We start from the raw sequence: 25,557 nt of genomic DNA on the forward strand, positions 1-25,557 counted from the left end.
CTTTTCTATCGCCCTAAAGATACAGAAAGTGCAGGAAAACAGCATTCGTTTGTTAGCTTTGGCAAAACCTGATTAGAAGAACCCGTGAATCACTTGTGGCTTTGGATGTTATTGAGGTTCTTTCCTGATGGAATGTAAGCAGGAAATCTGCATGAGATCGCATCATCTGTCTCTACCTGCATGCTGTTTTGGTTGAAGTTAAGCACTATTCAACCGTTACCGATTTGGCAAGGTTGCGCGGCTTATCTACATCCAGATTTTTGGCAACGCCGATGTAATAGGCAAGTAGCTGCATCGGAATTACCGTTAGCAGCGGGGTGAGCAACTCATCTGTTGCAGGAATTTCGATAGAGGCTTCGCAGAGCTGTGCCGTGAAGTTGTCGCCTTCTGTCAGAACAGCAATCACTCTGCCTTTACGGGCTTTGATCTCCTGCATATTGCTGACAACTTTTTCGTGGACAGCATCCTTAGTTGCTACAAAAACTACCGGCAGTTCTTCGTCCACGAGCGCGATCGGGCCGTGTTTCATCTCGCCTGCGGGGTAGCCTTCGGCATGTATATAGCTGATTTCCTTGAGTTTGAGCGCGCCTTCTAATGCAATCGGGAAATTATTGCCGCGCCCCAGATAGAGGAAGTTGCGAGCATCTTTGTAGCGCTGCGCAATGGCTTGAATGGCGGGTGCATGCTTGAGAATTTGCCCGATCTGTTCGGGAATATTAGCCAGTTCGTTGCAGAGGTGCAAAAATCGCTCCCTGCTAATGGTTGCTTTAGCGAGCGCCAGACGTAGGGCAAGCAAGGTAATGACCGTTAGTTGTGCTGTGAAAGCCTTAGTAGAGGCTACGCCTATTTCGGGGCCTGCGTGCGTATAAGTACCTGTGTGCGAAAGCCTTGCGATAGAACTGCCTACGACATTGACAATGCCATAGATAAAAGCGCCGTTTTCTTTCGCCTTTTCGATCGCTACGAGCGTATCGGCAGTCTCGCCGCTTTGGCTGATGGCGAGTATTACATCGCCTTTGCCGATAACAGGATTGCGGTAGCGAAATTCGGAGGCATATTCTACCTCTACGGGCAGGCGGCAGAGTTCTTCTATCAGGTATTCACCTACCAGCCCTGCGTGCCAGCTGGTGCCGCAAGCAATGATAATGATGCGTCGGGCTTGTATAAGGGTTTGCAGGTGCTGTTCAACGCCACTGAGCGTAATTAATCCTTGTGCAGCATCCAATCGCCCGCGCAGGCAATCAAATACGGTCGTAGGCTGCTCAAAAATTTCTTTGAGCATAAAGTGCTCATAACCACCTTTTTCGATAGCTGCCAAATCCATATCCAGCTTGGTAATGAACGGGGTTTGGCGTTCGTTGCCTAAATTCTTGAGAATCAGTTCATCAGACTTGACAATAGCAACTTCGTAGTCATTCACATAGACAACCTCTTTGGTATATTCCAAAATTGGCGAAGCATCAGACGCAAGGAAGTGCTCGCCTTTGCCAATGCCGATGACCAAAGGACTGCCTTTGCGTGCCGCTATCAGTGTATCGGGATTTTCAATATCCAGTAGCACAATTACGTAAGCGCCAACAATACGCTTCAGCGCGATGCGGACGGCTTCCTCAAGTGAACACTTGTTGTTTTCGCGGATGTCGTCAATAAAATTGAGCAGTACTTCGGTGTCGGTATCGCTGTGAAACTGGTAGCCTTTGCCAGTTAGTTCTTGCTTGATAGGGGCGTAGTTTTCGATGATGCCATTGTGAATCATGGCAATTTTTCCGCTTTGTGAAATATGCGGGTGCGCATTGCGGTCGCTGGGTTCGCCGTGGGTTGCCCAGCGCGTATGTCCAATGCCTATATTGGAGGCTAATTGAACTCCAACAAGCCGCTCCTCCAGATCTGCCACGCGCCCTTTGCGCTTATAGACCTTGAGTTGCTCGTCTATAATGGCAATACCTGCGCTGTCATAACCGCGATATTCCAGCCGTTTGAGGCCTTTCAGCAGGATTGGATAGGCTTGTCGCGGGCCTATGTAGGCAACAATTCCACACATATAGTCTTAAGAGATTTTTTGTACCCAAACTTTTTCAGTGTCCGAAAGTAGTACGATTTTGTCAATGGAAAAAAATAAAGCCTGTAAGGGTAGAAGATCTACGCTTACAGGCGGGCGGTTGGGTAAGTATGTATCACATATTACGGGCTAACTAAATTGATGCTGAATGCAAAAAATAGCGGATTGGTGAGTGTATTTTCTACGATATACTCACGGCGTGGCGCATTTTCGGCTGCCGATACATTAAAATTAGCATTTATGCGAATACCTGCCTGCGCAGACAGCCAGATAAATCCTGATATTTGCTTTTCGTAGGTGAGCCTTGCCTTCAGTTCAGAGCGGCGCACTTCAGACCTGTTGATCAACTGGCTGAAAGGATCGCTGCCACGGGAACGGATGTGATAAGAGTTACCTTCCAACTCATAACCCAATAGCAGGAGCGAGGTTGGCGAGAAGTTTCTACGCACATTGAAGCGGGCAGGCAAGAGGGCTTCAATTCCCCAACGGTCGTTGAATGTGCGATTGTACATCAGCAAAGGCACGGTGTTATTGACCTCGCCGAGGCGGTAGGTGCGCGCCCAGCCCAAGCCCCACATCAGTTTATCAGATTTTTTCCAGCCGTAAACGCCCAGTATGCTGTAGCGGGTCGTATTCAGTGGTTGTAAGTCCGTAAAGTTGTAGTTGCCGTTAAGGTCTGCATTGGCTGCTACGATGATGAAGTTTCTCTCGTTGAGCGGCTTAAAAATCGTAGCCATCAGACCTGTAGTGCGCAAACCGCGTTCTTCCAATGCACGATGCATGGCGTTGTCCAAACTACCTGCGTTTTCAAATTGCATCCGGCTTTCGTAGTAATTAATGCCCAAATTGACGATGATATTACTCCGCGAGATGACAGGAAAGTTAGCGCCTAAACGAAGCCCATGCGAGAGAAAAGTTGCTCTTTCCTCTTGAGATGAACCTGTGAAGGGCGCAAAAGTCGTCCCGATGGTTTGGGGCAGCTGCAACTCGTAACCAACGCTGATGAGTTTTGTGGGACTGAGGAAAAGCACTTTTTGGGTGCAGTAGCGTTTAACGCTTTCATCGTCGCCATATTCGCTATAGTCTTCAAAATCTTCATTGACTACTTTTGTTGAGTCGGTTTGTGCAACAGTTAATTTAGCTGTCAATAAAAAGGACACAAGCAGTGCGCCTGCTTGTGTCAAAAAGTTGAATCTGGACTGCATACGATTAGTTTTTCTTCACCTGACGTTTCCACACATCTGTTCTGCCGAACAGCGATACACCAATAAATCCACGTACTTCGAGTGTATTTTCATCGGTCAATTTCATTTCGCAACTGTAGTCGCTGCCGTTTTCGGGGTCATAAATGCGGCCATTTTCCCAAACCTTGTTGCCTTTGTAAACAAAGTCGCGAAGGTTAACCAGCCCGATCAGCGGACGGTTGCGCAGCGATTCGTCGCTGTTGTTTCTATCAACTTTGGGCTTTCCGCTTTCGTCGTTGGGTTCTTTGAGCCATACGAGCTTGCCATAGTACTTGTCGCCTTCTTTGTAGATGCGTACCATACCTTTGCCGGAGCCTGTTTTCCAAACCCCAATGATTGCGTCGGCGTATTTATCATTGGCGTAGGCGCTTGCAAATACGTAACAGCAGATGGTAGCGATTGCTACTAACGTTAAGTTTTTCCACTTTTTCATAAGAATTACTGATTTGGTTTCACAAGGTTTATTCAGGATGCAAATTATTCGATTTCAGGAATTTCTAAAATAGGATACCTGCGCGAAGCCCCCAGAACTGGTAGTTTGCCCGTTCCGAGAAAATAGTTTGGGTAAACAAATTGATCAGTTCGATGCGCTGCTGCTGCTGCTGATAGCCAACTTGCGCATAGATGGCATGGCGGGGGGTAAGAAAAGTTTTAATCCCTGCAGCAGCCTCAAACATAGCGCCGCCCCAGTCATTGCCTGATATGTTGTCGCGCCAGCCGACTGCATAGCCGCCGCGCATCAGTAGATAAGGTGAAAATTGTTTGCGCGAGAAATGCGTTCGCACCTCACCAAAAATGGGAATAATGCGTCTGTCGGGAGCCAGTTGTCCGTAGCCCGTACCAATACCAAGCAGCACATAGTCGGCCATATATACGCCTACCCCTGCGAGGAAGGTATAGCTCCGCGATTGGTAGTTGAACGAACCTCTCGAGGTGCGCAAAAGCCCGGTGCTGTAGCCATAGCCGATTTCTTGGAAGACAGCAACCCCCTCCGACTTGAATACACGCTGCTTGATCGAGTCTGTATCTACGGAGGTGCGAGGCTGCTTAGTCAGGCGTTTAACATCTGTCATAGGTATCTCGGTGATGCTTTCGCCATTGGTGCGGATGTGTAAAACCCCGTTCTCTATCCGCATAATTTCACCTCTGACCACGCCGCCATTCTTCAGGTAGATAACATCCTGATAAATGGATTGTGCGCGTGCAGCCTGTGCTGCCAGCAGAAGTATCAGCATTATTACAAACGGACGCATATACAAGTTGGGCATATCTGAAAATAATTAAACATCTTACGGATATTTGGTTCAATTAAGTACTGCGACAGGTAAAGAAATGTTTCATTGCATTTGCGCAGGAGTTGCCTTAAATAGTGATAGCGGCTTGTTTTTGTTCCGAATTAACTTATTTTAGTAACCTGTAAATTCATATAAACGCAAACAACAACTATGGGCGATCAAAGGGTGCGCTTAGCTAAAACTCACACCGACCTGAATCGGTTTACACGCTATTTATTGAAAGATGTGGAAGCATTGGATATCATGCTTCGCGAAGGTTGGTTTGAGACTGATATTATACGCATTGGGGCAGAGCAGGAGATGTGCTTAGTGGATAGGCACGGCAAACCCGCATCCGTTAATGTGGAATTGTTGGAGCAACTGAATCACCCTAATTTTGTAACCGAACTTGCCAAGTTTAACATAGAGGCGAATGTGCCCCCGCTGACCTTCGAGGGTAATTGCTTTTCCGAGCTTGAAAATAGTTTGTCGGATATGCTCAACATCTTGCGCGAGGTAACAACAAGCCACGATACGCAGGCAATTCTGACCGGTATTTTGCCTACGATCCGCAAGTTTGACATCAATCTGGACAACCTGACTCCCGTAGATCGTTACTATTCGCTCATGGAAGCGATCAATATGATGCGCGGCAACAGATACGAAGTGCGCATCGAAGGATTGGATGAACTGAACGTATTAGTTGATTCTGCCCTGATAGAAGCCTGCAACACCAGCTTTCAGGTGCATTTGCAGATCAAACCCGATGATTTTGTCAAAAAATACAACATTGCGCAAGCAATAGCCGCGCCTGTATTGGCAATAGCTACCAATTCGCCGATGCTTTTTGGCAAGCGGCTTTGGGCGGAAACGCGCATTGCCTTGTTCCGGCAGTCAATAGATACGCGCATTGCATCCGAGCATCTGCGCGAGCGAAGTCCCCGTGTAACTTTTGGCAGCCAGTGGCTGAAAGGATCTTTATTGGACATGTACAAGGAAGATATTATGCGTTTCCGCGTAATATTTATGTCCGACATAGAAGAGGATGTGCTCGAGTCGGTGCGCAGCGGGCAAACACCTCGTCTTCGGGCGCTTAATATCCACAACTCCACTGTTTACCGATGGAACAGAGCTTGCTACGGGATCAGCCCTAATGGCAAGCCGCACCTGCGCATAGAAAACCGCGTATTCCCATCCGGGCCATCTGTGATAGATGAAGTGGCGAATGCGGCTTTCTGGATCGGCTTGATGAATGGCTTTGAAGATGCCTACGGCGATGTTACAAAGTTGATGGATTTTGATGATGCCAAATCCAACTTCTTAGCTGCTGCTCGCGTAGGTTTAGGGTCGAAGTTTACTTGGTTCCATGGCAAGAAAATCATTGACATGGAGCTTATCCGCAAAGAGCTGATACCGCTTGCCAAGGAAGGTTTGAAAAAGGCCAATGTAGCCAAGGAGGATATTGATAAGTACATCGGAATTATTGAAGCCCGCAACGAGACAGGTACTACAGGCTCGCGCTGGATTCTGAACTCATACGCCAAGCTAATTAAAGAAACAACCAAAGAAGAGGCTACTGCAGCGATCACAGCAGCTATGATCAAAAATCAGGTGCAGAATATGCCTGTTCACCAGTGGCCGGATGCCACTACAGAGGATATTGTTGAGTACGAACCTACCAGTATCATCGTAGAAGAGTTTATGACCACCGATCTGTTTACTGTTAAAAAAGATGACTTGGTAGAGCTAAGTGCAGATATTATAGACTGGAAGCGCATCCGCTACATGCCTGTTGAAGACGACGAAGGGCGCTTGATTGGTCTAATATCGTCCCGGGCGCTTTTGCGCCATTTTCTGCGCAAAAGTCGCTACCCCGACAGTAACGATACGAGGGTTGAAGAGCTGATGGTAAAAAATCCGATTACGATAACTCCTCAGGCTACTATCTACGAGGCAATGGATTTGATGCGCAACAATCAGTTGGGTTGTTTGCCGGTAGTCAATAAGGATAGTTTGGTCGGCATCATCACCGAATCAAACTTCTTAGACATTACCGCCAGTTTGCTCAAACGTTTAGCTAAAAAGCGCGATAAGAACAAGAAAAGAGAGAAAAGTAAATCGGCGTAGTTTAATCTTCAATAATGGAAAACGAAATCTACGTACTCCCCGAAAAAACACCTTCCAAAAACGTTGCGCTCAGTTACTTGCTCGGCGGAGTGGTGCTGGCTGTGATCGGCTGGTTGATCGGGGGCATGGCGATGCTGGCGCTGGGTGCTGTCGGGCTGGTTGGTATTGGCATCGGCGCGGTGCAGTATTTTTCAAAGCCTGTGCAAACCATCTTGCTCAGCGAGGAGCGGCTGGCGCTGCAATCGGCGGGTAAGACGCAGGAAATTCCGCTGGCAGCCATAGACAAAGCCGAACTGGTACAATTAGCCGACGGCAAGGTGCAAAAAATCCCCTTGCAGCAGTTGCAATCGTTCACAGCCAACGAGAAAGCCATTCTTTCCATTGCAGATACCAAAGGGCAACGCATTGAAATTCAGGCTGCTAAATTTGGTCTTTCCGACTTTGAAAGTCTGGTTTACGTGTTGCAAACGCAGCTTTCGGATGTGGCGATGCTGCCCGATGCTTCGCAATACGATGCGCTGATTGCCGAAAACAAACAGTACATCCGCCAAGATGAGCAACTCAAAGAATCGCTGACTAAAAGCCTGATAGACAGTCTCAAAGCGCTGTACGTGCCGCGTGGCGAATTGTACATGAAGGAACATCCCGATGCGGCGGTAGTTTTCAAGCATCAGCCCAATCCCAACGACGGAGCAACTTACTTTCTGGAAAATGACTATCAGCAGGGTTTGACTCCCGAAGCGATTGAGCAGGGCAAAAACTTGCTGTTGAAAGCGCACACCAACCTTGAAACCGTAGCGCAGCGGATACAGGCGTATCGCCAGATAGCGGACAAACTCGCAGGCATGAAGCAGGAACTGCTCGCACAGCGCAAACTGGCGCAGGCTGGTGCAGAACTCCAATCGCTGGAGGCAAAAAACCAACGCGGCAACGAAGCCCAAGGCAACCACGAACTGCAAATAGCCACCTTCCATCAGCTCAAACAACTCACCGCCGATTTGCATAGCATCCGCGACTTTGGCGATACCGCGATTCTGGCAGAGGTGGATAAGATTTTGAAGGGTTAGCGCTCCGGCAGCTATTTTCCGTGCAAAGCGTTTACTTTTGCCATTATTGCAAATCAATGAACAACAGGACGATGAAAACAAAAATCCTCGTGTTACTGTCTGCGCTCTGGCTGACAGGCAGTGTTTGGGCACAGCAACTTTCTTACCGCCTGAGCGTAGAAGCGCCGCACACGCACTACGTAGATATGGAAATCCGATTTGAAAATCTGCCCGCCAATGTTGTCAAACGCGGCTATGTGGATTTCAAATTGCCCGTTTGGACACCGGGTTCTTACATGGTGCGTGAGTTTTCCCGCAACGTAGAGGGTGAGTCAGCAAAAGATTTGAACGGCAATCCGCTCAAATTCCAGAAAATCAATAAAAACAACTGGCGCGTACAACTTGGCGCTGCCAAAGGTGTTGTTTTCAGCTACAAGGTATATGCCTTTGAGCAGTCCGTGCGCACAAGCTTTGTGGATGCTTCACATGCGTTCATCAGCCCGCCGAGCGTGTTTATGTTCCCCGACGGCTTTGTAAACCTGCCATCTACTATTCAGGTGCAGCCTTACAAAGACTGGAAAGAAATTTCATGGACATTAGACAAGGTAAACGGCGATAAATACACCCGCCGCGCCCCTAACTACGACGAACTGGCAGATGCTCCGATTGAAATTGGCAACCAGAAAATTATTTCCTTCATGGCGGCAGGCGTTCCGCACCAGTACGCGATGTACGGCGTGGCGCAATACGACGAAGAGCGCCTCATTCGCGACACGAAAGCCATTATTGAGGCTTCTGTGGAAATTTTCGGCGAACTGCCTTGCAAAGAGTACATTTTCATTGTACACAACCTCGGTGGCGGGGCTACGGGCGGTTTGGAGCACCTTAACTCAACCGTTCTGGCAGTCAATCGCAACGCTTACCAGACCCAAAGCGGCTACATGGGCTTCCTCAGGCTGGCTGCACACGAATATTTCCATCTCTGGAACGTAAAGCGCCTGCGCCCCGACGTGCTTGGGCCGTTTGACTACGATCAGGAAAACTACACCCGACAACTCTGGATGGCAGAGGGTTTTACTTCCTACTATGACGATTTTATCGTGCGTCGCGCCGGACTCATTGACGAAAATTCTTACCTGCGCGACGTAGCCGCCAACATTAATGAGCATGAAAACTCACCGGGCAGCAAGGTACAATCCGTTGGCGAAGCCAGCTTTGACGCGTGGATCAAGTACTATCGCCGCAACGAAAACTCTATCAACAGCACCATCTCTTACTACGGTTCGGGCGCTCGCGTTGCGATGATCCTTGATTTGGAAATCCTGAAAAATACCAAAGGGCAGAAAAGTCTGGACGATGTGATGCGCCTGCTCTATGCCAATACCTACAAAAAATTCAATCGCGGCTTTACTGAGGCAGAACTCCAAAAAGCCTGCGAAGATGTGGCAGGCAAAAAGTTAGACGAAATTTTCAACGATTACGTATTCGGCACCAAGCCTACCGACTATGCAAAGTATTTGGAATATGCAGGGCTACGTCTCAATGTAACGCCTGATAACACGCCAAGCCTCGGTATGACCGTTGCCGACGAAAATAACCGCGTGATAGTAAAAGTTACCCGCCGCGATGCACCTGCCTACAACGACGGCATCAATGTAAACGACGAAATCATCGCCGTGGACGGATTCCGCATGAACAGCGCCGCTGCTATGAATGCTTACATTGCAGGCCGCAAAATAGGTGATGTGGTGAAAGTTATCTACAACCGCGATGGACTTGTGGGCGAATTAGACGTAAAAGTTGGTACAAATGGTACAGCACAATATACCCTTGTGCCTGTGAGCAACCCAACCGAAGAGCAGCAACTCATCTTTCGCAAGTTTACGGGCAAGCGATAGTTGATTACGGGGGTAGTTTTGCTGTGTGAATATTTAATACCATTATGAATTGCATGATGGGTCAATCGAGGCTGTCCAAAAAAATGAATGCAGCACAGACTTTAGTCTGTATCTATTTGATTATCAACTGATTAATAAATCACAGACTAAAATCTGTGTTACTTTTTGGACAGCCGCTCAACATCGGTAGTACAATCATTGCCCTGTAACACGCCCTTTGGGGTGTGCTTATGTAAAACAGGTTCAATACTAACAACATGCAATCCTTACGGGATAAAAATCTACGTCGTAGATGATTCATTTCAGTATAACTATTTTGTTATCCCAAAAGCAGCAAGCCGGAAAGAAAATACTGCTGCTCACCGAAGAACAAAAATTACTTGCGCGACTTTTTCAACTTGGGTGTTAAAACGCGGAAGTCAGGAAATGACAAAAGTCATCATTGATTGTTCTAACGGATGCCCACGCGCCCGACAACGATCTCTACGCCTGTTGTCTGTGTTTGCGGGAAGTACATCAGCCGCAGCCCTGCATCAAATAGCAGTTGTGCCATTCTGCCCAAGTTAAAATCCATCGTCAGGTCAATGCCAAGTGTCTGGTAGCGCGTACTGCGGTCGCCGACGGCGTTGTCGTAGAATAGCATGGTTTTGATGCGCTGCAAATTGGCGACGGGGCCCAGCGAAATATCGGGATACCAGAGTGGCATTCGGTACTCGACAGCGCTGCCGTAGTACCACTCGTGGCTGCGGTAGGCATAGCCCCGCGCAAAGAGGATCGGGCTGAGGAAGCGGTAGTTGCTCTGTTGCTCGTATTGCATAGATCCGCGTAGCGTAAGGGCGTGGTGGCGAAGCGCTCCGGGCAGGAAGATCTGCCCTTGGGTGGCAAACTGTCCCCCTTCAAAATCGCGGCTGGCGATTACCTGCCGCGCAAAAGTTGCCGTTGTAAAGCCCAGCCTGCTGACAATATCGCGTTCGGCGCGGCGCAGCGTGGATGCATAGCTGAAATTCGCTCCGCCGCTCCAAAGGTTTCCACTGCGGAAGCGGTCGGCAAATTGCCCTTGAAAGTTGCCTGTCTGTCGCGATGAAATTGCAGCGCCTATGTTGGCGCTCCGCAAAAAACGCGAATTGGTCAGGACGAGCGGGATGCGTGCGCCCAACGTAGCCACATTTTCGGTAAACTGCAACTCGCTCATCTGGTTATTGACGCGGACATTGGTGCGCCGCTGCACGCTGCTCAGGTTGAGGTCTAAGATAGGGTAGAAGCCCTGATAGCTGAACTGCCCGAACCAACTGCCCGTTTGTTCGTTGGCGTTGAACCTGTAGCCAACAGTTGTGATGGCAGTGCTTAACAGGTTGCGCGAATAGAGCGCAATTTCTAACTGTTCCAAATTATTAGGGTTGATAAACGGCGACCAGCTGTAAATATTCAGCAACTCGCTGAACCTACCGTACTTGCGCGTGGGATAGGTGCGGCGCGGTGGATTTTTCAGAGTTGCCAATGTTTCGGCTAATTCGCCTTCCTGCTCCAGTAGTGGACGGAAATATTCGGTAGGCACGGTTGCGGTTTGCTCAAAAGGAATCCATAAAGTCGTATCAATTGCAAGGCGGGCTACTTCCATACCGTAGAGGTCGAAATCATTGAAATACAGGAACTTGCCATCGGGGGAAGGTTTGGGATGGTATGCCCCAAACGGACGCGCTGTAACCTGCCATCGCCTGCCGCTTGCTTTGTCTAAGGCATAAATATTGTCTATGCCGCTGTAGGAAGAATGAAAAAACAACCAGTCATCGCTTGCTGCCGGAGCGCCAATATTTTCATAGCCAAAAGGCAGTAAATCCTGCACGTTTTCAGTGGGCAGGTGGATGCGCGAAAGGGCGGTACTGCCGTCTGTCCTGCGTCTGATACAGAGCAGGTGCTGTCCGTCGGTGTCATAGCGCAACATGCTGTACTGTACGCTGTCTGCATTGGGCAGGCTTTGCAATACTTCGCCGCTTTGGCTGTCTAAGATGCGTATCTGCTGGAAACTGTTTGTTGCCACTTCTATTGTTGCAATTTTGTCTGCCTGCGGCGAAAGAGCCGCCGCAGCGTAGCGGGTTTTGCGTGCGAGGGTTCTAACACTGCCTTTTACCAAGTCTAAAATCTTGATCACCTGATAGTTGCGCATTTGCCAGCGCGGATCAAATTCGTATTCTACCCATGCGGCCTTGTCTGCTTCTGCGGAAAACATACCGTTGGAAACGACTAATCCGGGGGTGAAAATTACGCGGGCGTGGCGGCTGCTGTCTGTAGGCATCACCACAATTTGCGGAATATCGCTCATGCCTTGTCGCAGCGCAATTACGCGCCCATTTGCTAAGGGTTGTGGCAGTGCAAAATCGGTGTAAGTCGGGATGCTGTAGTGCCTGTGTCGGGCAACTTTGAGTGTTGCTACAGGTTGTTCACGAAAAAGTTGCTGCTGCTGGTTGCGCCAGATGCTGTCCAATTCGCGGTTCATATCGCGGTAGGTAGCTACCAAAGAGCGCCCCGTTACCTTGCGAATGCCGTTGCTGAAAGTGAAAGGCACAATGGGCCAAGCAAAGGCATGCTGTGTGATCCGATCTAATGCCTGCGCCCCGCCTTTGCGCCGCAGATAGGAGGTCAGATGGTAGCCCAATACGTAGTGATCGGGTACGGCATCGCGGAACGATCGCTGGTGTGCTTTGTGGTAGCCCCAGCAGCTGCCGCTCAGCACTTGGGTGCGGTAGAGTAGGTCAAAGCTGGGGAGTCTGCCTCTGCCTCCGGGAAGCATGAGTGTCTCTATGCCTACAGCATCGCCCTCAAAAAACCACCAAGGCGCTGCCAGATTGGCTACTGCGCCCAATCCGTTGTAGCCACTGAGCCAGTACACTAAGCGGCTCAAGCCTGTTTTTGCTTTGTCGTATTGGACTACGTGCCGCATTTCGTGTACCGAAAGCAGCGCCAGCCAGTCGGCAGTGCCAAAGTCGTTGTTGTTTTGCGGTGGCATCGTAAAAAACTCCGAGCGGCGCGGTGCAAAGGCGACAAAGCCGTTGCTGAAAGTAGTGCGGTTTTGCAACAGCACGCTGATGTGTCTGGGTTGCCTGCCCAAACTTCGACCAATAGGGGCAAAGGATTGCGCACCCGGATGCAAAATTGTATTGAGTATATTCGCTGTCCGCTGGGCTTCCTGTACCGCATCAGCGGGGAAGATCAACCGAAACTCCGGTGTGCGCAACTGTTGCCAGCGCACCGAAAAAGGCATTTGTTGTACGTCGAATACATCTTGTGCAGCGAGCGGCAGTGTATAGCCCATCCACACAATCGCAAGGCAAATTATCAAACGAAGCATAACGCATGATACAAATTTTTTTGCGGTTAAGCGCCTGACTGCCAACACAAATTAGTTAATTTGGTTAATTATTTATCTACACGCCTTACATCTGAATCACCATGAAAAAACTATTCTACACCCTTTTGGCAGGCTTGCTGGCATTTGGAGCCGCAGCACAAAGCAAGAAACGCGAACCGATCATGCTGGACGATATCCACTACTACATGAGCGATCGGGACTCTACCAACCGATTTTTTATCAAGCATTTCGGTGCGCGCCCAATGGCGCAGCAGCCAATAAATCCGTTGCAGTTCATAGACTTTTTGCTGGTGCGTCCCGGCCAATCTACGATCAACGTATCGGCGCGTGGGCCTTTTCCCGGTATGCGCGTGCGCGATCCTAAGCGCTGGAATCGCACGCAGATAGATCCCTCGCCCGACTTACAGCCCATGTACGGCATGGATTGGCTGGCCTTTTGTACCAAAAATTTAGATCAGGCAATTGCCAAGCTGAAATCTGAAGGTATTATTTTCATAAATGAGCATTTTAAACTGCCCGCCGAGCCTGAAGCACGTGCTGCGATGCTTTGGGGACCGGATTATAACCGCATTGTAATTGTGGAACGTCCTGATGATAGCGCCATTACGCCCTATGGCATTGACCACCTGCAATATATGGTAGAAGACCTTGCGGCTAACATTAAATTTTTTAGAGAAGTGTATAACGGGAAAGTGATTAGCCAAAGCGCTGCAACTGCAACCATGCTTGTAGGTAGGCACACCTTCGTACTTTCGACCCCTGAAGGCATGGGGTACGACCGCAGCAAAGTTATGAAACGCAGCCCTGAGTTTTTCCGTTTCGGGGTAGATCATCTGGGCTTTATGTACAAGGACATTCGCCCTGCCTTCAAATTTGCAAAAGCCAAAGGCTATTCTTTTGCCTTAGATCCTACGCGGATGCAATACAATGATATGCCAACCGTTTATACTTTTGCCATTACCTCCACACCTGACGGAATGCAGATGGAGATGTATCAGGAAGACGGCAGGCAGAGTGCCCGAACGGAATATCTCAAGGAGCAGTAAAATCGGTTTTCGCAGGATTGATGGTAGATTAACAGAGAGTTAAAGGGTTTAATATAAAGTGCCAATGAGAGACGCAAAAAATACAAGCCGGATCAGAAAACTTGAGCAATACAGCATCCTTCATACACTGCAAGAACCCGAGTTTGATCGCCTCACCAAACTGGCTGCCCTGATTTGCAACACCCCCATTTCGCTGATTACGATCCTGACCGATGAGCAACAATGGTTTAAGTCCAAGATAGGTGTAGATATAGACAGCACACCGATCGAACACGCTTTTTGTAACCATGCGATCCGGCAGACAGAGATTTTTGAAATAACAGATGCTACGCAGGATGCACGTTTTATTGATAATCCGTTTGTAACAGGTGCGCCTGATATTCGGTTTTATGCAGGCTGTCCGCTGGTAGATACAGATGGTTTTGCCTTAGGCACACTCTGTGTGATTGATCGGCAGCCGCGCCGGCTCAACGATCAGCAGAGGGAAGCCCTGCGCCTGCTCGCCGATGAGGTTTTAGACCTGATCAAGCTCCGCGCCTACAAGGAAACTTATGAAGAGTTTTTTGAGCTGGTGCCCGAAATGCTCTGCATGGTAGATTCGGACGGTACTTTTCTCCGCGTCAATCCTGCATGGGAAACAACTTTGCACTACAAACCCGAAGAGTTGATTGGCAAAATTTCGCAGTCTTTGGTGCATCCCGATGATCTGGCACCGGCAATTTCTGCCCTGTCAATGCTGAAAAATGGACAGACGGTGAAAGGATTTGTCAATCGCTACCTAAGACGCGATGGGACTTATTGCTACCTAGAATGGAACGCCCGCTCGGTTGGAGGGCTGATTTTCTCTGCCTGCAAAGACATCACGCTGGAGCTCAAAGCCCGCGAGGACATCAAACGCAGCGAAGAGCGCTACCGACTGCTGACCGAATTAGTATCTGATTACGTATATGAAGCTCGTATTGCTGATGATAGAATTTACATCGAATGGGTTTCGGATAATGTGGAGCGCATCTTGAGCTACTCGGTTGAGGAGCTTGCCGTGCCTGGGACATGGGATAAGATTCTCTATCCTGAAGATACTAACAAACTGACGCGAGACTCGCGTCGTCTGACAGATAATGCTGAAAAGGTGAACGAATACAGGATTATTACCAAATCGGGCGAAGTGCGCTGGATGCGCGACTACAACCGCATCATCAGACGCGACAACGATAAAGACGGATTTCTGATTGGAGCAACCAAAGACATTACCAAAGAAAAAGAGGCGGAAAGCGTCCTGCAACAAAAAGAGCAGATGCTGCTGGAGCGCAACAGTCAGTTGGAGCAGCTCATCGAGCTGACCAAACGACAAAATGATCGTTTGAAAGAATACACCTATATTACTTCGCACAACCTGCGCTCGTCGGTAGCAAATATAATTTCGCTAACAGATTTATTTTACACAATGCCTAATGATTTGCAATTGCTGGAGATGTTACGCACCACAGCCTGCCAGTTAGACAGTACGATTCGCAAAATGAATATCCTGCTCGACGTGGACAGCATGGCTGAAGCAACTGAAAAGCAGCCTGTATTGTTGTTAGATGCAATCAATGGCAACGTGGAAATGCTGCACAATCGCTTGATAGACACTACGCAGATCAATATTAGCGTTCCTGCGCAGCTGACAGTTGCTGCCTTGCCTGCATACATAGACAGTATCTTACACAACCTGATCAGCAATGCGCTCAAGTACCGCCGTTCGGATGTCAACCATCGCATAGATATCAAAGCCTATGAGTCGGAAGACTTTGTTGTAATTGAAGTTGCGGACAATGGCATTGGGATGGATCTGGAAAAAAACAGAGATAAACTGTTTCGCATGAGTAGTCGCCTGCATACCGATCGGGAAGGTAAGGGGCTGGGGCTTTTCCTCACTAAGCACCAGATAGAGACGATGGGCGGTTTAATCCAAGTAGAAAGTATGCCCGGCGAAGGTTCGGTTTTTCGTGTATTTTTACCGAAAACCTAATCTATGCAATTAAGTACGCTGCTGCATTTGCGCATTCCTTTCTCTTTTTTCTTGTTACCTGTTTTTCTGTTTGCCTGCGCGACAAATGCCGATGCGCTTCATCTGTTTCCCGCTTGTATTGCCTTCATAGCTTGGCATTTGTTCGTTTATCCGGCGAGCAATGGCTACAACTCATACTTCGACAAAGACGAGGGAGCTATCGGGGGGCTGGAAAAGCCTCCGCCTGTCAGCCTTGAATTGTACAGAGTGGCGCTGCTTTTTGATCTATTCGGCATTGTTTTGGGCTTGCTCGTCAGTTGGCAGTTTGCGCTGGCGCTGTTTGTGTATGGGCTAATGTCCAAAGCCTACAGTCATCCTACAGTGCGACTCAAGAAATACCCCGTCCTGAGTTTGCTGACAGTAAGCATCTTTCAGGGTTTTTTTGTCTTTATTACCTCTGTACAGGCAGTTACAGGTAAAAACTGGGGCGAGATGCTGACGGCGCAATGGTTGCTGCCTGCTGCGCTTTCTTCGCTGATGCTGATCGGTTCGTATCCGATGACACAGATCTACCAGCACGAGGAGGATGCCAAACGCGGCGACCGCACACTAAGCCTCATACTCGGCATTCGCGGTACTTTCCTCTATACGATGGGCATTTTTACACTCGCTACAGGTGGTTTTATTGCTTACTTTTGGTTCTATTTTTCGCCGATCTGGGCAATAGCTTTTCCTTTGGCACTTTCTCCTGTGCTGTTGTTCTTTTTTTGGTGGATGTTCAGGGCATTTAAAGCCCCCCAAGAGGTAAATTTTAAAAATACGATGCGACTGAACCTACTCTCTGCCCTTTGCCTAAACGGCTTTTACTTTGCTTTGTGGATTTTGGGCTGAGGCAGTAGTTCTACAAAGCCCGAATTTTCCCGCCATCTACAGGTATATTAATGCCCGTGATGTAGCCTGCCGCAGGGCTGCAAAGGAATAAAATGGCGTTGGCGACTTCTTCGGCTTCTGCAAAGCGACCTGCGGGCACTTCGGCGAGCATTTCTTGCGTAATAGCTTCTTCGGTTTTGCCTTGTTTCTCCGCGCGAGCTTTGATCAGGCTCGCTAGTCGGGCAGTTTTCGTATAGCCGGGCAGCACGTTATTGACCGTAATACCAAAGGGAGCAAGCTCGTAGGAAAGCGTTTTAGACCAACTGGCAACCGCACCGCGAATGGTATTGGAAACACCCAGTCCTGCAATCGGCTCGCGGACGCTCGTGGAAATGATGTTTACAATACGTCCGTAGCCTGCCGCCTTCATATAGGGAACTAAAGCCTGCGCCAGTATTTGGTTACAAATCAGGTGCTTGGTAAATGCGTCGGTATATTCGGCGAGGGATGCGTCTATGCCCTGTCCTCCCGGAGGGCCTCCTGTGTTGTTGATGAGAATATGTGCGCCTCCATGCTCGGTAATCCATTGATTAACAACGGCTTGTACTTGTTCGGGATAAGCAAAGTCAGCACAGATGTAGCTGTGTTGCTGGTGGTTGGGGCTAGGCAGTTCTTGCAAGGTGGCTTTCAAAGCCGCTTCATTGCGAGCAAGCAGCGTAACGGTTGCCCCTAACTGCGCCAGCCCAATGGCGGCAGCCTTGCCGATGCCCTGCGTACTGCCGCAGACAATGGCTTTTTTGTGTTGCAGATTTAGATTCATAGCAAGTGATAACTTTTTGCAATAATAGATTTTTTTGAGGAATCGTTTGACGATGAGTTTGTAAATACAGATCCGATCTGGAGAGGACGCCAGCCGAACAGATGCAAACGCATAACAAATCTGTGAGTGTCTGTATTGGTACGGTATTGCGCAGATAGCGGGCATTATCTTGCTCGTTGTTGGCAAAAGCCAAAAAGATAAGTAGGAGCTACTTGTTTGTTTATCTCATTGGTGGCGCTAAAAATGTAAGTCAGGTAAAAACACGCTCAAAATTCATTTATGTTTGCAGTAGTTGAAAAACTTCGGGTATGAAAATGAAAAGTTGGATAGCACTTGTTTGCGGATTGCTGTTGGCGGGTGCAGCGCAGGCACAAATACAGATTTCGGAAGTAGTACAAAACGTAGGGCGCGTCAGCAAAGAACATACCCCCATCGTCCATGAGTTTACGGTAAAGAATCAGGGCAGCGCTCCGCTAAATATCCAGAAGGTCATTCCCGACTGTGCCTGTAGTACGGTTTCCTTTACGCAGACACCAATTGCGCCGGGTAAATCAGGCAGTATCAAGGTGGTATTTGCACCCTATAAATTGGGGCCCTTTCAGAAGGTTTTTACAGTTCACATCACCGACCCGCAGCCGCGCACCTTTTCGCTGAAGTTAGAGGGCTATATTGCTCCTTCGGCACTGAACACCCCAGAGGCAACTTTTCCTTATGTCAGCGGCGTTTTGCGTTTTCGCCACAAGAATCTGAATTTCGGCAGCCTCACGGGGCAGGCAGTGGTCAGCAAGCGCTTCGAGATGTACAACGCCGGTACTGATACGATCATATTTACCAACCGCATAGAAACTCCGACCCACATTCGCGTATTTTTTGACTCTTCTTTGATCATTCCACCCGGAAAGGTTGGCTCTATTGTTGTAACTTATGATCCTAAACTGAAACAGGCGACAGGTTTTTTTCAGGAAAATGTAGCTCTTTTCACCAAAAATGCGTCGCAGCCGCGTGTAGAGGTAAATATGATCGCCAACATATTACCTTCGGCAGATGACATGCTTTTTGCAGAAAGCAAATCTGTTCCGGCAGGTATCCAGCAGCGTACAGGTGAGGCGGTCAATACAGATCTGGGGCCGCGCATCCAACTGAGCGAGCAAGTACAAAACCTCGGCGATATTTACCTCAATGTAGGTTTGATTACAGAATTTGTGATTTACAACGAAGGCGGCAGAACGCTGGAAGTGTTGGATATCAAAGCGCAGCCGGGCTGTGAGATTATTTCGGACAAGCAGTTTTCGCTTGCCCCGCAGGAATTTGCCATTATTCAGGTCAGGTTTATCCACAACGGAACACTCGGTAAACAGCACCGCTACTTTACCATCCTCAGCAATGACGAACTGCAACCAAGCCAGACGCTGGAACTACAGGTCAATGTAGTTACAGGCAATAAATAGTATGAGCTATCCCGAAAATTCAGATAAGACGCAGATAGAGGAGCGTAACACGGCATAATGCGTATTTTTTTGACCATTTCTTTGATTAGAGAAGAAGTTTCATGTAAAAATCCGTGAAAATCTGCGCAGGCGGTGTTCCAAAAATTTGGTGCGGCGCGCAACGATGACTTGCATATAGCATTTATACCACACAGTCAAGGCAAGCGATTTTTGCCTTGACTGTGATTTTTTTCGTTGGACTAATCAACAGATTTAAATATTTATATATTTGCATATGAAAATAATTCTTTTCAACAACATATGGAAAACAAAGACTGGCTCAACCGCTGGAGCAAAGCAACCTATCAACTTACAGCTCTGATTATCATTGCCTTAGTATCGTTTCTGATACAAGTGTGGTACTTGGCTTATCCACCTGCCGCATCCAAACAAGATTTGTCCGACCATCCTTTTTTGCAAATTCCTGCAAGCCCGGCGCCTTCGGTAGCGGTAGCAGCAGTCTGGAAAGCGCCTGACATCAGTACTCTGCCTGCCAACGAGTCGGGCGATAGTATCCGCTATGGCCGCGAACTGATTGCCAATACCGCCGCTTACTTTGGGCCAAACGGCTCGCTGGGGCATACTACCAACGGCATGAACTGCCAGAATTGTCATTTAGATGCAGGCACGCGTCCCTGGGGCAATAACTACGGCGCGGTGTGGAGCACCTATCCGAAGTTTCGGGCGCGTTCAGGCACAATAGAGACAGTCGAAAAACGCATCAATGATTGTTTTGAACGCAGTTTGAACGGCAAGCCGCTGCCCGAAGACAGTAAGGAAATGAAGGCGATCGTTGCTTACATGCGCTGGTTGGGGCAGGATGTTCCCAAAGGCACAGTCCCTGAGGGTGCAGGTATTACAGAACTGCCTTATATGGACAGAGCCGCCGACCCTGTAGCAGGTAAAGAAGTGTATGAGCAGAAATGCGCAGTCTGCCACGGCAAAGACGGACAGGGACAACTTGCGCCCAATGGTAAAACCTACACCTTTCCGCCGCTTTGGGGTGAGCACAGCTACAACGTAAGCGCAGGACTGTATCGCATGTCGCGATTTGCAGGCTATGTAAAAAGCAACATGCCACTGGGAGCCACTTGGGAGCGACCGCAACTCACCGACGACGAGGCTTGGGACGTGGCAGCCTACATCAACTCCATGCCACACCCCGACAAACGCTTTGCAGGCGACTGGCCCGACATCAGCAAAAAGCCTGTGGATCATCCTTTTGGCCCCTTTGCCGATTCGTTCAGCGAAAAACAGCACAAGTTTGGCCCTTTCCGCCCTATCAAAAACTGGTACAAGCAGCAAAATGAGAAGAAATAATACCACTGCTTTTTTGACGCTGTTGGCAACTTTATGCTTTGCCCTGCCGCTTTTTGCCCAACATCACTACGAGGCAGATGACGTAATTCTGCATTTTCCGCCACCCAAAAATGAGTTTCGCTTAGAGGTGCGCAACTTTACCTCTGCCACCATTAACTATGGACTGCTGGCTGACTATGCTGCCAATGGTATTTTCATTGCGCTGGACTATCACTCGCCTTCGTGGCACGGCTTTTCTTTTGCCTTTGGCGGCGCGTTGATTGAAAATCCGTTTCATACCAAACACATTCGGTCGAAAGATTCCCTTGCCAATCAGCACAGCCGCTATGAGAGTGAACTCTTTGACCTGGGCGAACCCTACAAACATTCCGACCTGACGCTGATGGAAGAGATGTTTATCCGTTACACGGGCAAAAAATTGACGGCTTCTTTTGGTAATTTATTGCTGAAAACGCCTTTCATCAATCCGCAAGATGGCAGGTTGCGCCCTACGATGGTGCGCGGCTTCTGGAAAGAATGGAATTTTTGCACAACCGCGCCAATATGCACCTGATAAATTTTGTAATGCGCTACAAATTTCACCAATACTCCAATTAAAAATTAAACCATGAAACAATTACTGACCATCGCAGGCATTTTTTTACTGTTTAGCCAAGCGCAGGCGACAACTCCACCCGATACGTTGCAAAATTTTATGCGCAAAGGTAAATTTGAGGTGCAGGCGCGCACTTTTTTCATGGCAACCATCAACGAGGGCGCACTGCGCGATTTTTATGCACTTGGCGCAGGCATTGGCGGCGGCTACGAAAGTCCGCGCTGGAAAGGCTTGCAGATAGCTGTTTCCGGCTATGTGTGGGATAATTTGGCTTCGTCTAACCTTGCCCCGCAGGCAAACGTGCTGAATCGCTACGAGGTCGGGCTATTTGACATCACCCGCCCCGATTTTACAGGCACGCTGGCGCGTTTTGAACACCTGCGACTCATGTATTACTACAAAAAATCCTCTGTTACGCTTGGTCGCATGTTGCTGAAAACCCCTTTTATCAACCCGCAGGATGGCAGGATGCGCCCCAACATGCAGGAGGGTATCTGGTTAGACATTAAGGGGAATAAAAAACTCAAAGGACAAGGGGGCGTGTTGTGGGCAATGTCGCCGCGCTCTACCGAACGCTGGTACGCTATTGCCGAAACGTTTGGCATCTATCCGCAGGGACGCGCCGTAACGGGTCGCCCGGCGCAGTATATGGGCAATATTGTGCGGCAGCCGCTGGCGGTCGGGCAGTTGAGTTATGCCTTTTCGCCCCAATCAGAAGCGCAGTTTTGGGCGTATTACATGCCGCAGATGTTCTACACGCAACTGTTGCAATGGGAAAGTCGCCGCAAAAGCGGCGCGAGCAACAGCGAGTGGCTTTGGGGGGCGCAGTGGGCATGGCAGCAAGGCTTAGACACCCGCCCCGACCTAACCGCCGAACAGCGCTATATGCCTGAAAACCACCGCGCATGGGTACTAAGCGGCAGAATTGGCAAGCGCATTGGCAAGCAAACTTTCGCCCTGAACTATACCCACATCGGCGACGGCGGGCAGTGGCTCTTCCCACGCGAGTGGGGGCGCGACCCGTTCTACACCTTCATTCCCCGCGAGCGCAACGAGGGTTTTGCTAACGTTCACGCGCTGACGTTGAACTACCAGACCACATTCAGTTCCTTGCTGCAACTACAACTCTCCATTGGCAATTACTCCGTTCCCTCGCCGACCAACGCCGCCAAAAATAAGTACGCCATGCCTGATTATCAGCAGTTTAATATGAGTTTACTCTACCGTCCGAAAGGTTTTTGGAAAGGGCTGGAAATGGAGTTGTTATATGTGCTGAAAAACAACGGCGGCTCCGCCCGCGTAAATGACAACTTTGTTATCAACAAGGTTAACATGCACCACGTAAATTGGATTGTAAATTATCGGTTTTGAGTTTTTATTGCCATTATTTGTGTCTTTTTGCCGTCGTTCGTGTGTCACTTTGCTATCGCTGTTGTTCGTGCCTTACTATCGCCGTTGTTCGTGTCTCACGAACAACCAACTTGTCGCGTGTGAGGACACACGCAACGGCAAACAGTGTGAAGACACATGCAACGACGCGCAGACATGCCGCTCCTTCCGTCGTTCGTTCCTCACGAACAACCAACTTGTCGCGTGTGAGGACACACGCAACGGCAAACAGTGTAAAGACACATGCAACGACGCGCAGACATGCCGCTATTTTGGATTTAGCCGCTAACTTGCGGTAAATTTCACTGACCAACCATGAATAAGAAGAAATTTGCCCGCGAGTCGGAAGTGATTATGACCGAAATGGTGCTTCCCAACGATACCAACACGCTACACAACCTCATGGGCGGGCGCATGATGCACTTTATTGATATTGCATCAGCCATTGCCGCGCAGAAACACTCTAACCGCACGGTAGTAACGGCTTCTATGGACAGCGTTTCATTTGAAAAACCGATTAAATTAGGCAATGTGGTTACGATTCGCGCCAAGGTTACCCGCGCCTTCAATTCGTCTATGGAAGTGTACGCCGAGGTCAGCGCCGAAGATATTCCTTCGGGAACTAAACAAATTACCAACAAAGCGTTTTGCACGTTCGTAGCCGTTGACCAGTCGGGCAATCCGATTCAAGTGCCTGAATTAATCCCTGAAACAGCCGAAGAACAGCGGCTTTTTCATGGGGCGCTGCGTCGCAGGCAGTTGCGCCTCATTTTGGCAGGTCGCATGAAACCCGATGATGCGACAGAGTTAAAGTCTCTTTTTGTGGATAACGACTAATTTTTTTACCATGCAATACGTCCGCTTTGGAAATACAGATTTACAGGTAAGCCGCATCGGATTTGGCGCTTGGGCGATTGGCGGCGAGGCAGAAGTAGGCGGCATTCCCATTGGCTGGGGGCCTGCCGATGATGCGGTATCCATTAAAGCGTTACACAAGGCGCTAGACAGCGGCATCACTTTCTACGACACAGCCGATTTCTACGGACTTGGACATTCCGAAGAACTTATCGGTAAAACTTTTGGCAACCGCGCAGACGTGGTTATCGCCACCAAAGTAGGACAGCGGCAAGGCCAAGGCAACACTATTCAGATTGACTATTCGCTCGAACATGTGCGCAAAGCCTGCGAACAGAGTCTGCGCCGCCTGCGCCGCGAAGCGATAGATTTTTATCAATTACATGTCGCCAAAGTAGCGAACCTGCAAAGCGGCGAGTTGGAAGGATTGCTTCAACAGCTGCAAAAGGAGGGCAAAATCCGTTGGTATGGCATTTCATTAGCAACCTTTATGCCAGAGCCAGAGGCTGAATTTTGTCTGGAAAACCGCTTCGGGCATGGTTTTCAGGTGGTTTACAATATTTTTAATCAACTGATTACGCCTTATTTAGAACCGATGCGGCAGGGCGGTTATGGCATAATAGCGCGGATGCCCCTGCAATTTGGCTTGCTGACGGGCAAATTTGATGTTCATACAAGTTTTCCTGCAAGCGACCACCGCAGTTTTCGCCTAACGAAGCCCGTTTTACAGGAAGCGGCCAAACTCTTGCAGCCGCTGCAAAAAATGGCGCAAGACTATGGCATGAGCCTTGCAGAACTGGCGTTCAGCTTTATTTTGTCTAATCCTGCTATCAGCGCCGTTATTCCGGGCATTCGCACTCCTGAACAGGCGGTTTGCAATGCACAGATACCGCCGCTCCTTAGCGCCGCCGACCGCGAGTGGCTCGTGCGGTTCTGGCAGGAAGACTGTCGCCACCTGTTTGCGGCTATGAAACAAGCGGGTTAGCCGTAAGCGATGCGGTCATTTCATCGAATAAAGCCAGTAATCGGAGGGTATTGCGTCCGGGTTTGCCGTCGGCTACGGGCTTGTCGTCTATGGTCGTAATCGGCATAAGGCGCTTGGTAGTGCCTGTGGTGAAAACCTCGTCCGCCTGCCAGAGTTCTTCAAGCGCAACTTTGCGCTCTTCTATTTTGTAAATATTTTTTGCCAGTTGCAGCGTAACATGGCGCGTGATACCTTTCAAGATATTGGCATCGGGCGTAACGAGCGTATCGCCATGAAACAGGAAGAGGTTGCTGCGGCTCAATTCGCTGACTGCGCCGTCTTTGTGGAACAGCACATCCACCGCGCCGGCCGCCTTGATTTGGTGGCGCAGCATAATCAGCCGCACATAGTTGGTGGACTTGATTTCGGGCAGTTCGCGCAGGTGCTCATCGGTGATTACATGGATGCCCTGCATGAATTTTTCGGGGGCTACATAGGGAATATCTTCAGTGATAATCAGTAGGTTAGGGCTTTGGGCAGGGGTAACGCCATCGGGAGTATAGCCACCTGTGAGCACCAGACGGAAGGAAATATCCTGTATGCCCGTGCGTTGATGCAGCTCGTCCATTTGCCGCCAAATCGCCTCTTTTGCAAAAGGAAAATCAATTCCCATCAGCGCGGCGGAACGCTCGAAGCGTTGCAGGTACAAGTCGCGCATGAACGCTTGCCCGCCATAGGTGCGGCAGTAGTCAAAAAGCCCGTAGCCGCGCAGCAGCCCGATGTCGTTGATGAAAATCTGCCCTTTGTCGGCAGGCATCACCTCGCCGTTAATAGAACAAAAATGAGCCATAAGAAAACGTGTAAATAGACCGGTAAAGGTAGTGAATTTTACAGATGTGCGTCTAAGAGGCGGTTATCAGGATAAAACCCTGCGGCTTTTCATAAAACAGAATTTTATCCTTGTCTATGTAGGGCTGTATGTGTCGCGAAACACCTCCTGCGGTAACCAAATCCACTTTGAGTGGAAATGCGGCTTTCAGTTCTTCAATCAGGTCGTGTAATTTGAAATAAGACACAGGTTCGCATTGCAGCAGAATATCCAAATCGCTGGTTTCGTCCTGTTCGCCGCGCGCATAGAAGCCAAAAAGCCACACCCGCTCAGTTCAGGGGTAATGACTGATGATTTCAGCGGCTTTTTGCAAGTGT

20 protein-coding genes are annotated in these 25,557 nt (G+C 49.1%); 12 read left to right on the forward strand and 8 right to left on the reverse strand.

The window, feature by feature from the left end:
- Nucleotides 1–205: 205 nt before the first annotated feature.
- The 4 genes from glmS to ACWIP2_RS08760 form a co-directional block, all read right to left on the reverse strand.
- Nucleotides 206–2,041 carry a glutamine--fructose-6-phosphate transaminase (isomerizing) gene (gene glmS, locus ACWIP2_RS08745; RefSeq protein ID WP_448519543.1) on the reverse strand — a complete coding sequence of 612 codons (1,836 nt, stop codon included), beginning with the start codon at nt 2,039–2,041 and terminating at the stop codon, nt 206–208.
- Nucleotides 2,042–2,181: 140 nt separating this feature from the next.
- On the reverse strand, nt 2,182–3,264 hold the full coding sequence (locus ACWIP2_RS08750) for a DUF6268 family outer membrane beta-barrel protein (protein WP_448519544.1): 1,083 nt from the start codon (nt 3,262–3,264) through the stop codon (nt 2,182–2,184).
- Nucleotides 3,265–3,268: 4 nt separating this feature from the next.
- Nucleotides 3,269–3,736: a DUF2147 domain-containing protein gene (locus ACWIP2_RS08755; RefSeq protein WP_448519545.1), complete on the reverse strand. Its 468-nt coding sequence runs from the start codon at nt 3,734–3,736 to the stop codon at nt 3,269–3,271.
- 64 nt (nt 3,737–3,800) lie between these two features.
- The gene (locus tag ACWIP2_RS08760; protein ID WP_448519546.1) at nt 3,801–4,538 is read right to left on the reverse strand and encodes a hypothetical protein; all 738 of its coding nucleotides are present in this window, start codon (nt 4,536–4,538) and stop codon (nt 3,801–3,803) included.
- Between the two features lie 210 nt (nt 4,539–4,748).
- Between ACWIP2_RS08760 and ACWIP2_RS08765 the strand changes: the two genes are divergently transcribed.
- From ACWIP2_RS08765 to ACWIP2_RS08775, 3 genes are all read left to right on the forward strand, one after another.
- On the forward strand, nt 4,749–6,704 hold the full coding sequence (locus tag ACWIP2_RS08765) for a CBS domain-containing protein (protein WP_448519547.1): 1,956 nt from the start codon (nt 4,749–4,751) through the stop codon (nt 6,702–6,704).
- A 14-nt stretch (nt 6,705–6,718) separates the two neighbouring features.
- Nucleotides 6,719–7,771 carry a hypothetical protein gene (locus ACWIP2_RS08770; protein ID WP_448519548.1) on the forward strand — a complete coding sequence of 351 codons (1,053 nt, stop codon included), beginning with the start codon at nt 6,719–6,721 and terminating at the stop codon, nt 7,769–7,771.
- A gap of 71 nt (nt 7,772–7,842) precedes the next feature.
- Nucleotides 7,843–9,648, forward strand: a complete 1,806-nt coding sequence (locus ACWIP2_RS08775; protein WP_448519549.1) for a M61 family metallopeptidase — start codon at nt 7,843–7,845, stop codon at nt 9,646–9,648.
- Nucleotides 9,649–10,099: 451 nt separating this feature from the next.
- Here ACWIP2_RS08775 and ACWIP2_RS08780 read toward each other — a convergent pair whose 3' ends face one another.
- Entirely contained in the window at nt 10,100–12,994 is a 2,895-nt protein-coding gene (locus tag ACWIP2_RS08780; RefSeq protein WP_448519550.1) for a TolB family protein, read from the reverse strand.
- Nucleotides 12,995–13,095: 101 nt separating this feature from the next.
- On the opposite strand from ACWIP2_RS08780, the gene ACWIP2_RS08785 reads away from it, so the two are divergent.
- From ACWIP2_RS08785 to ACWIP2_RS08795, 3 genes are all read left to right on the forward strand, one after another.
- Entirely contained in the window at nt 13,096–14,061 is a 966-nt protein-coding gene (locus ACWIP2_RS08785) for a VOC family protein (protein ID WP_448519551.1), read from the forward strand.
- A gap of 64 nt (nt 14,062–14,125) precedes the next feature.
- Nucleotides 14,126–16,072, forward strand: coding sequence for a GAF domain-containing sensor histidine kinase (locus tag ACWIP2_RS08790; protein ID WP_448519552.1), 1,947 nt, complete (start codon nt 14,126–14,128; stop codon nt 16,070–16,072).
- Between the two features lie 3 nt (nt 16,073–16,075).
- Nucleotides 16,076–16,942, forward strand: coding sequence for a UbiA family prenyltransferase (locus ACWIP2_RS08795; protein WP_448519553.1), 867 nt, complete (start codon nt 16,076–16,078; stop codon nt 16,940–16,942).
- A gap of 10 nt (nt 16,943–16,952) precedes the next feature.
- Here the strand turns inward: ACWIP2_RS08795 and ACWIP2_RS08800 are convergent, their stop codons facing one another.
- On the reverse strand, nt 16,953–17,741 hold the full coding sequence (locus ACWIP2_RS08800) for an SDR family oxidoreductase (RefSeq protein ID WP_448519554.1): 789 nt from the start codon (nt 17,739–17,741) through the stop codon (nt 16,953–16,955).
- A 314-nt stretch (nt 17,742–18,055) separates the two neighbouring features.
- Here ACWIP2_RS08800 and ACWIP2_RS08805 point away from each other — a divergent pair, with 314 nt between their 5' ends.
- The 6 genes from ACWIP2_RS08805 to ACWIP2_RS08830 all read left to right on the forward strand — a co-directional run bounded on the left by ACWIP2_RS08805 (nt 18,056) and on the right by ACWIP2_RS08830 (nt 24,372).
- Nucleotides 18,056–19,189: a DUF1573 domain-containing protein gene (locus tag ACWIP2_RS08805; RefSeq protein WP_448519555.1), complete on the forward strand. Its 1,134-nt coding sequence runs from the start codon at nt 18,056–18,058 to the stop codon at nt 19,187–19,189.
- 300 nt (nt 19,190–19,489) lie between these two features.
- Complete coding sequence (locus ACWIP2_RS08810) at nt 19,490–20,548, forward strand: c-type cytochrome (RefSeq protein WP_448519556.1); 1,059 nt, start codon at nt 19,490–19,492, stop codon at nt 20,546–20,548.
- Nucleotides 20,535–21,101 (forward strand): hypothetical protein, encoded by a 567-nt coding sequence (locus ACWIP2_RS08815; protein ID WP_448519557.1) that lies wholly within the window; start codon nt 20,535–20,537, stop codon nt 21,099–21,101. Before ACWIP2_RS08810 ends, ACWIP2_RS08815 begins: the two co-directional genes overlap by 14 nt.
- Nucleotides 21,102–21,155: 54 nt before the next feature.
- A complete protein-coding gene (locus ACWIP2_RS08820; protein WP_448519558.1) occupies nt 21,156–22,514 on the forward strand; it encodes an OprD family outer membrane porin in 1,359 nt (452 codons plus the stop codon).
- Between the two features lie 333 nt (nt 22,515–22,847).
- The gene (locus ACWIP2_RS08825; RefSeq protein ID WP_448519559.1) at nt 22,848–23,369 is read left to right on the forward strand and encodes an acyl-CoA thioesterase; all 522 of its coding nucleotides are present in this window, start codon (nt 22,848–22,850) and stop codon (nt 23,367–23,369) included.
- A gap of 10 nt (nt 23,370–23,379) precedes the next feature.
- On the forward strand, nt 23,380–24,372 hold the full coding sequence (locus tag ACWIP2_RS08830) for an aldo/keto reductase (protein WP_448519560.1): 993 nt from the start codon (nt 23,380–23,382) through the stop codon (nt 24,370–24,372).
- On the opposite strand, the gene ACWIP2_RS08835 is transcribed toward ACWIP2_RS08830, so the two are convergent.
- Together ACWIP2_RS08835 and ACWIP2_RS08840 are read right to left on the reverse strand one after the other, a co-directional pair.
- Nucleotides 24,353–25,201, reverse strand: coding sequence for an aminotransferase class IV (locus ACWIP2_RS08835; RefSeq protein WP_448519561.1), 849 nt, complete (start codon nt 25,199–25,201; stop codon nt 24,353–24,355). The two genes, ACWIP2_RS08830 and ACWIP2_RS08835, sit on opposite strands and share 20 nt — an antisense overlap.
- Nucleotides 25,202–25,253: 52 nt before the next feature.
- Nucleotides 25,254–25,505 carry a nucleotidyltransferase family protein gene (locus ACWIP2_RS08840; RefSeq protein WP_448519562.1) on the reverse strand — a complete coding sequence of 84 codons (252 nt, stop codon included), beginning with the start codon at nt 25,503–25,505 and terminating at the stop codon, nt 25,254–25,256.
- Between the last annotated feature and the right edge of the window lie 52 nt (nt 25,506–25,557).

Source organism: Rhodoflexus sp. (assembly GCF_053489755.1).

Coding starts and splice junctions, on each gene's coding strand:
- ACWIP2_RS08750 (WP_448519544.1), bottom strand. CDS start 3,264: ATGCAGTCCAGATTCAACTTTTTGACACAAGCAGGCGCACTGCTTGTG.
- ACWIP2_RS08795 (WP_448519553.1), top strand. CDS start 16,076: ATGCAATTAAGTACGCTGCTGCATTTGCGCATTCCTTTCTCTTTTTTC.
- glmS (WP_448519543.1), bottom strand. CDS start 2,041: ATGTGTGGAATTGTTGCCTACATAGGCCCGCGACAAGCCTATCCAATC.
- ACWIP2_RS08755 (WP_448519545.1), bottom strand. CDS start 3,736: ATGAAAAAGTGGAAAAACTTAACGTTAGTAGCAATCGCTACCATCTGC.
- ACWIP2_RS08815 (WP_448519557.1), top strand. CDS start 20,535: ATGAGAAGAAATAATACCACTGCTTTTTTGACGCTGTTGGCAACTTTA.
- ACWIP2_RS08810 (WP_448519556.1), top strand. CDS start 19,490: ATGGAAAACAAAGACTGGCTCAACCGCTGGAGCAAAGCAACCTATCAA.
- ACWIP2_RS08830 (WP_448519560.1), top strand. CDS start 23,380: ATGCAATACGTCCGCTTTGGAAATACAGATTTACAGGTAAGCCGCATC.
- ACWIP2_RS08765 (WP_448519547.1), top strand. CDS start 4,749: ATGGGCGATCAAAGGGTGCGCTTAGCTAAAACTCACACCGACCTGAAT.
- ACWIP2_RS08820 (WP_448519558.1), top strand. CDS start 21,156: ATGAAACAATTACTGACCATCGCAGGCATTTTTTTACTGTTTAGCCAA.
- ACWIP2_RS08775 (WP_448519549.1), top strand. CDS start 7,843: ATGAAAACAAAAATCCTCGTGTTACTGTCTGCGCTCTGGCTGACAGGC.
- ACWIP2_RS08790 (WP_448519552.1), top strand. CDS start 14,126: ATGAGAGACGCAAAAAATACAAGCCGGATCAGAAAACTTGAGCAATAC.
- ACWIP2_RS08770 (WP_448519548.1), top strand. CDS start 6,719: ATGGAAAACGAAATCTACGTACTCCCCGAAAAAACACCTTCCAAAAAC.
- ACWIP2_RS08785 (WP_448519551.1), top strand. CDS start 13,096: ATGAAAAAACTATTCTACACCCTTTTGGCAGGCTTGCTGGCATTTGGA.
- ACWIP2_RS08835 (WP_448519561.1), bottom strand. CDS start 25,201: ATGGCTCATTTTTGTTCTATTAACGGCGAGGTGATGCCTGCCGACAAA.
- ACWIP2_RS08800 (WP_448519554.1), bottom strand. CDS start 17,741: ATGAATCTAAATCTGCAACACAAAAAAGCCATTGTCTGCGGCAGTACG.
- ACWIP2_RS08825 (WP_448519559.1), top strand. CDS start 22,848: ATGAATAAGAAGAAATTTGCCCGCGAGTCGGAAGTGATTATGACCGAA.
- ACWIP2_RS08760 (WP_448519546.1), bottom strand. CDS start 4,538: ATGCTGATACTTCTGCTGGCAGCACAGGCTGCACGCGCACAATCCATT.
- ACWIP2_RS08805 (WP_448519555.1), top strand. CDS start 18,056: ATGAAAAGTTGGATAGCACTTGTTTGCGGATTGCTGTTGGCGGGTGCA.
- ACWIP2_RS08780 (WP_448519550.1), bottom strand. CDS start 12,994: ATGCTTCGTTTGATAATTTGCCTTGCGATTGTGTGGATGGGCTATACA.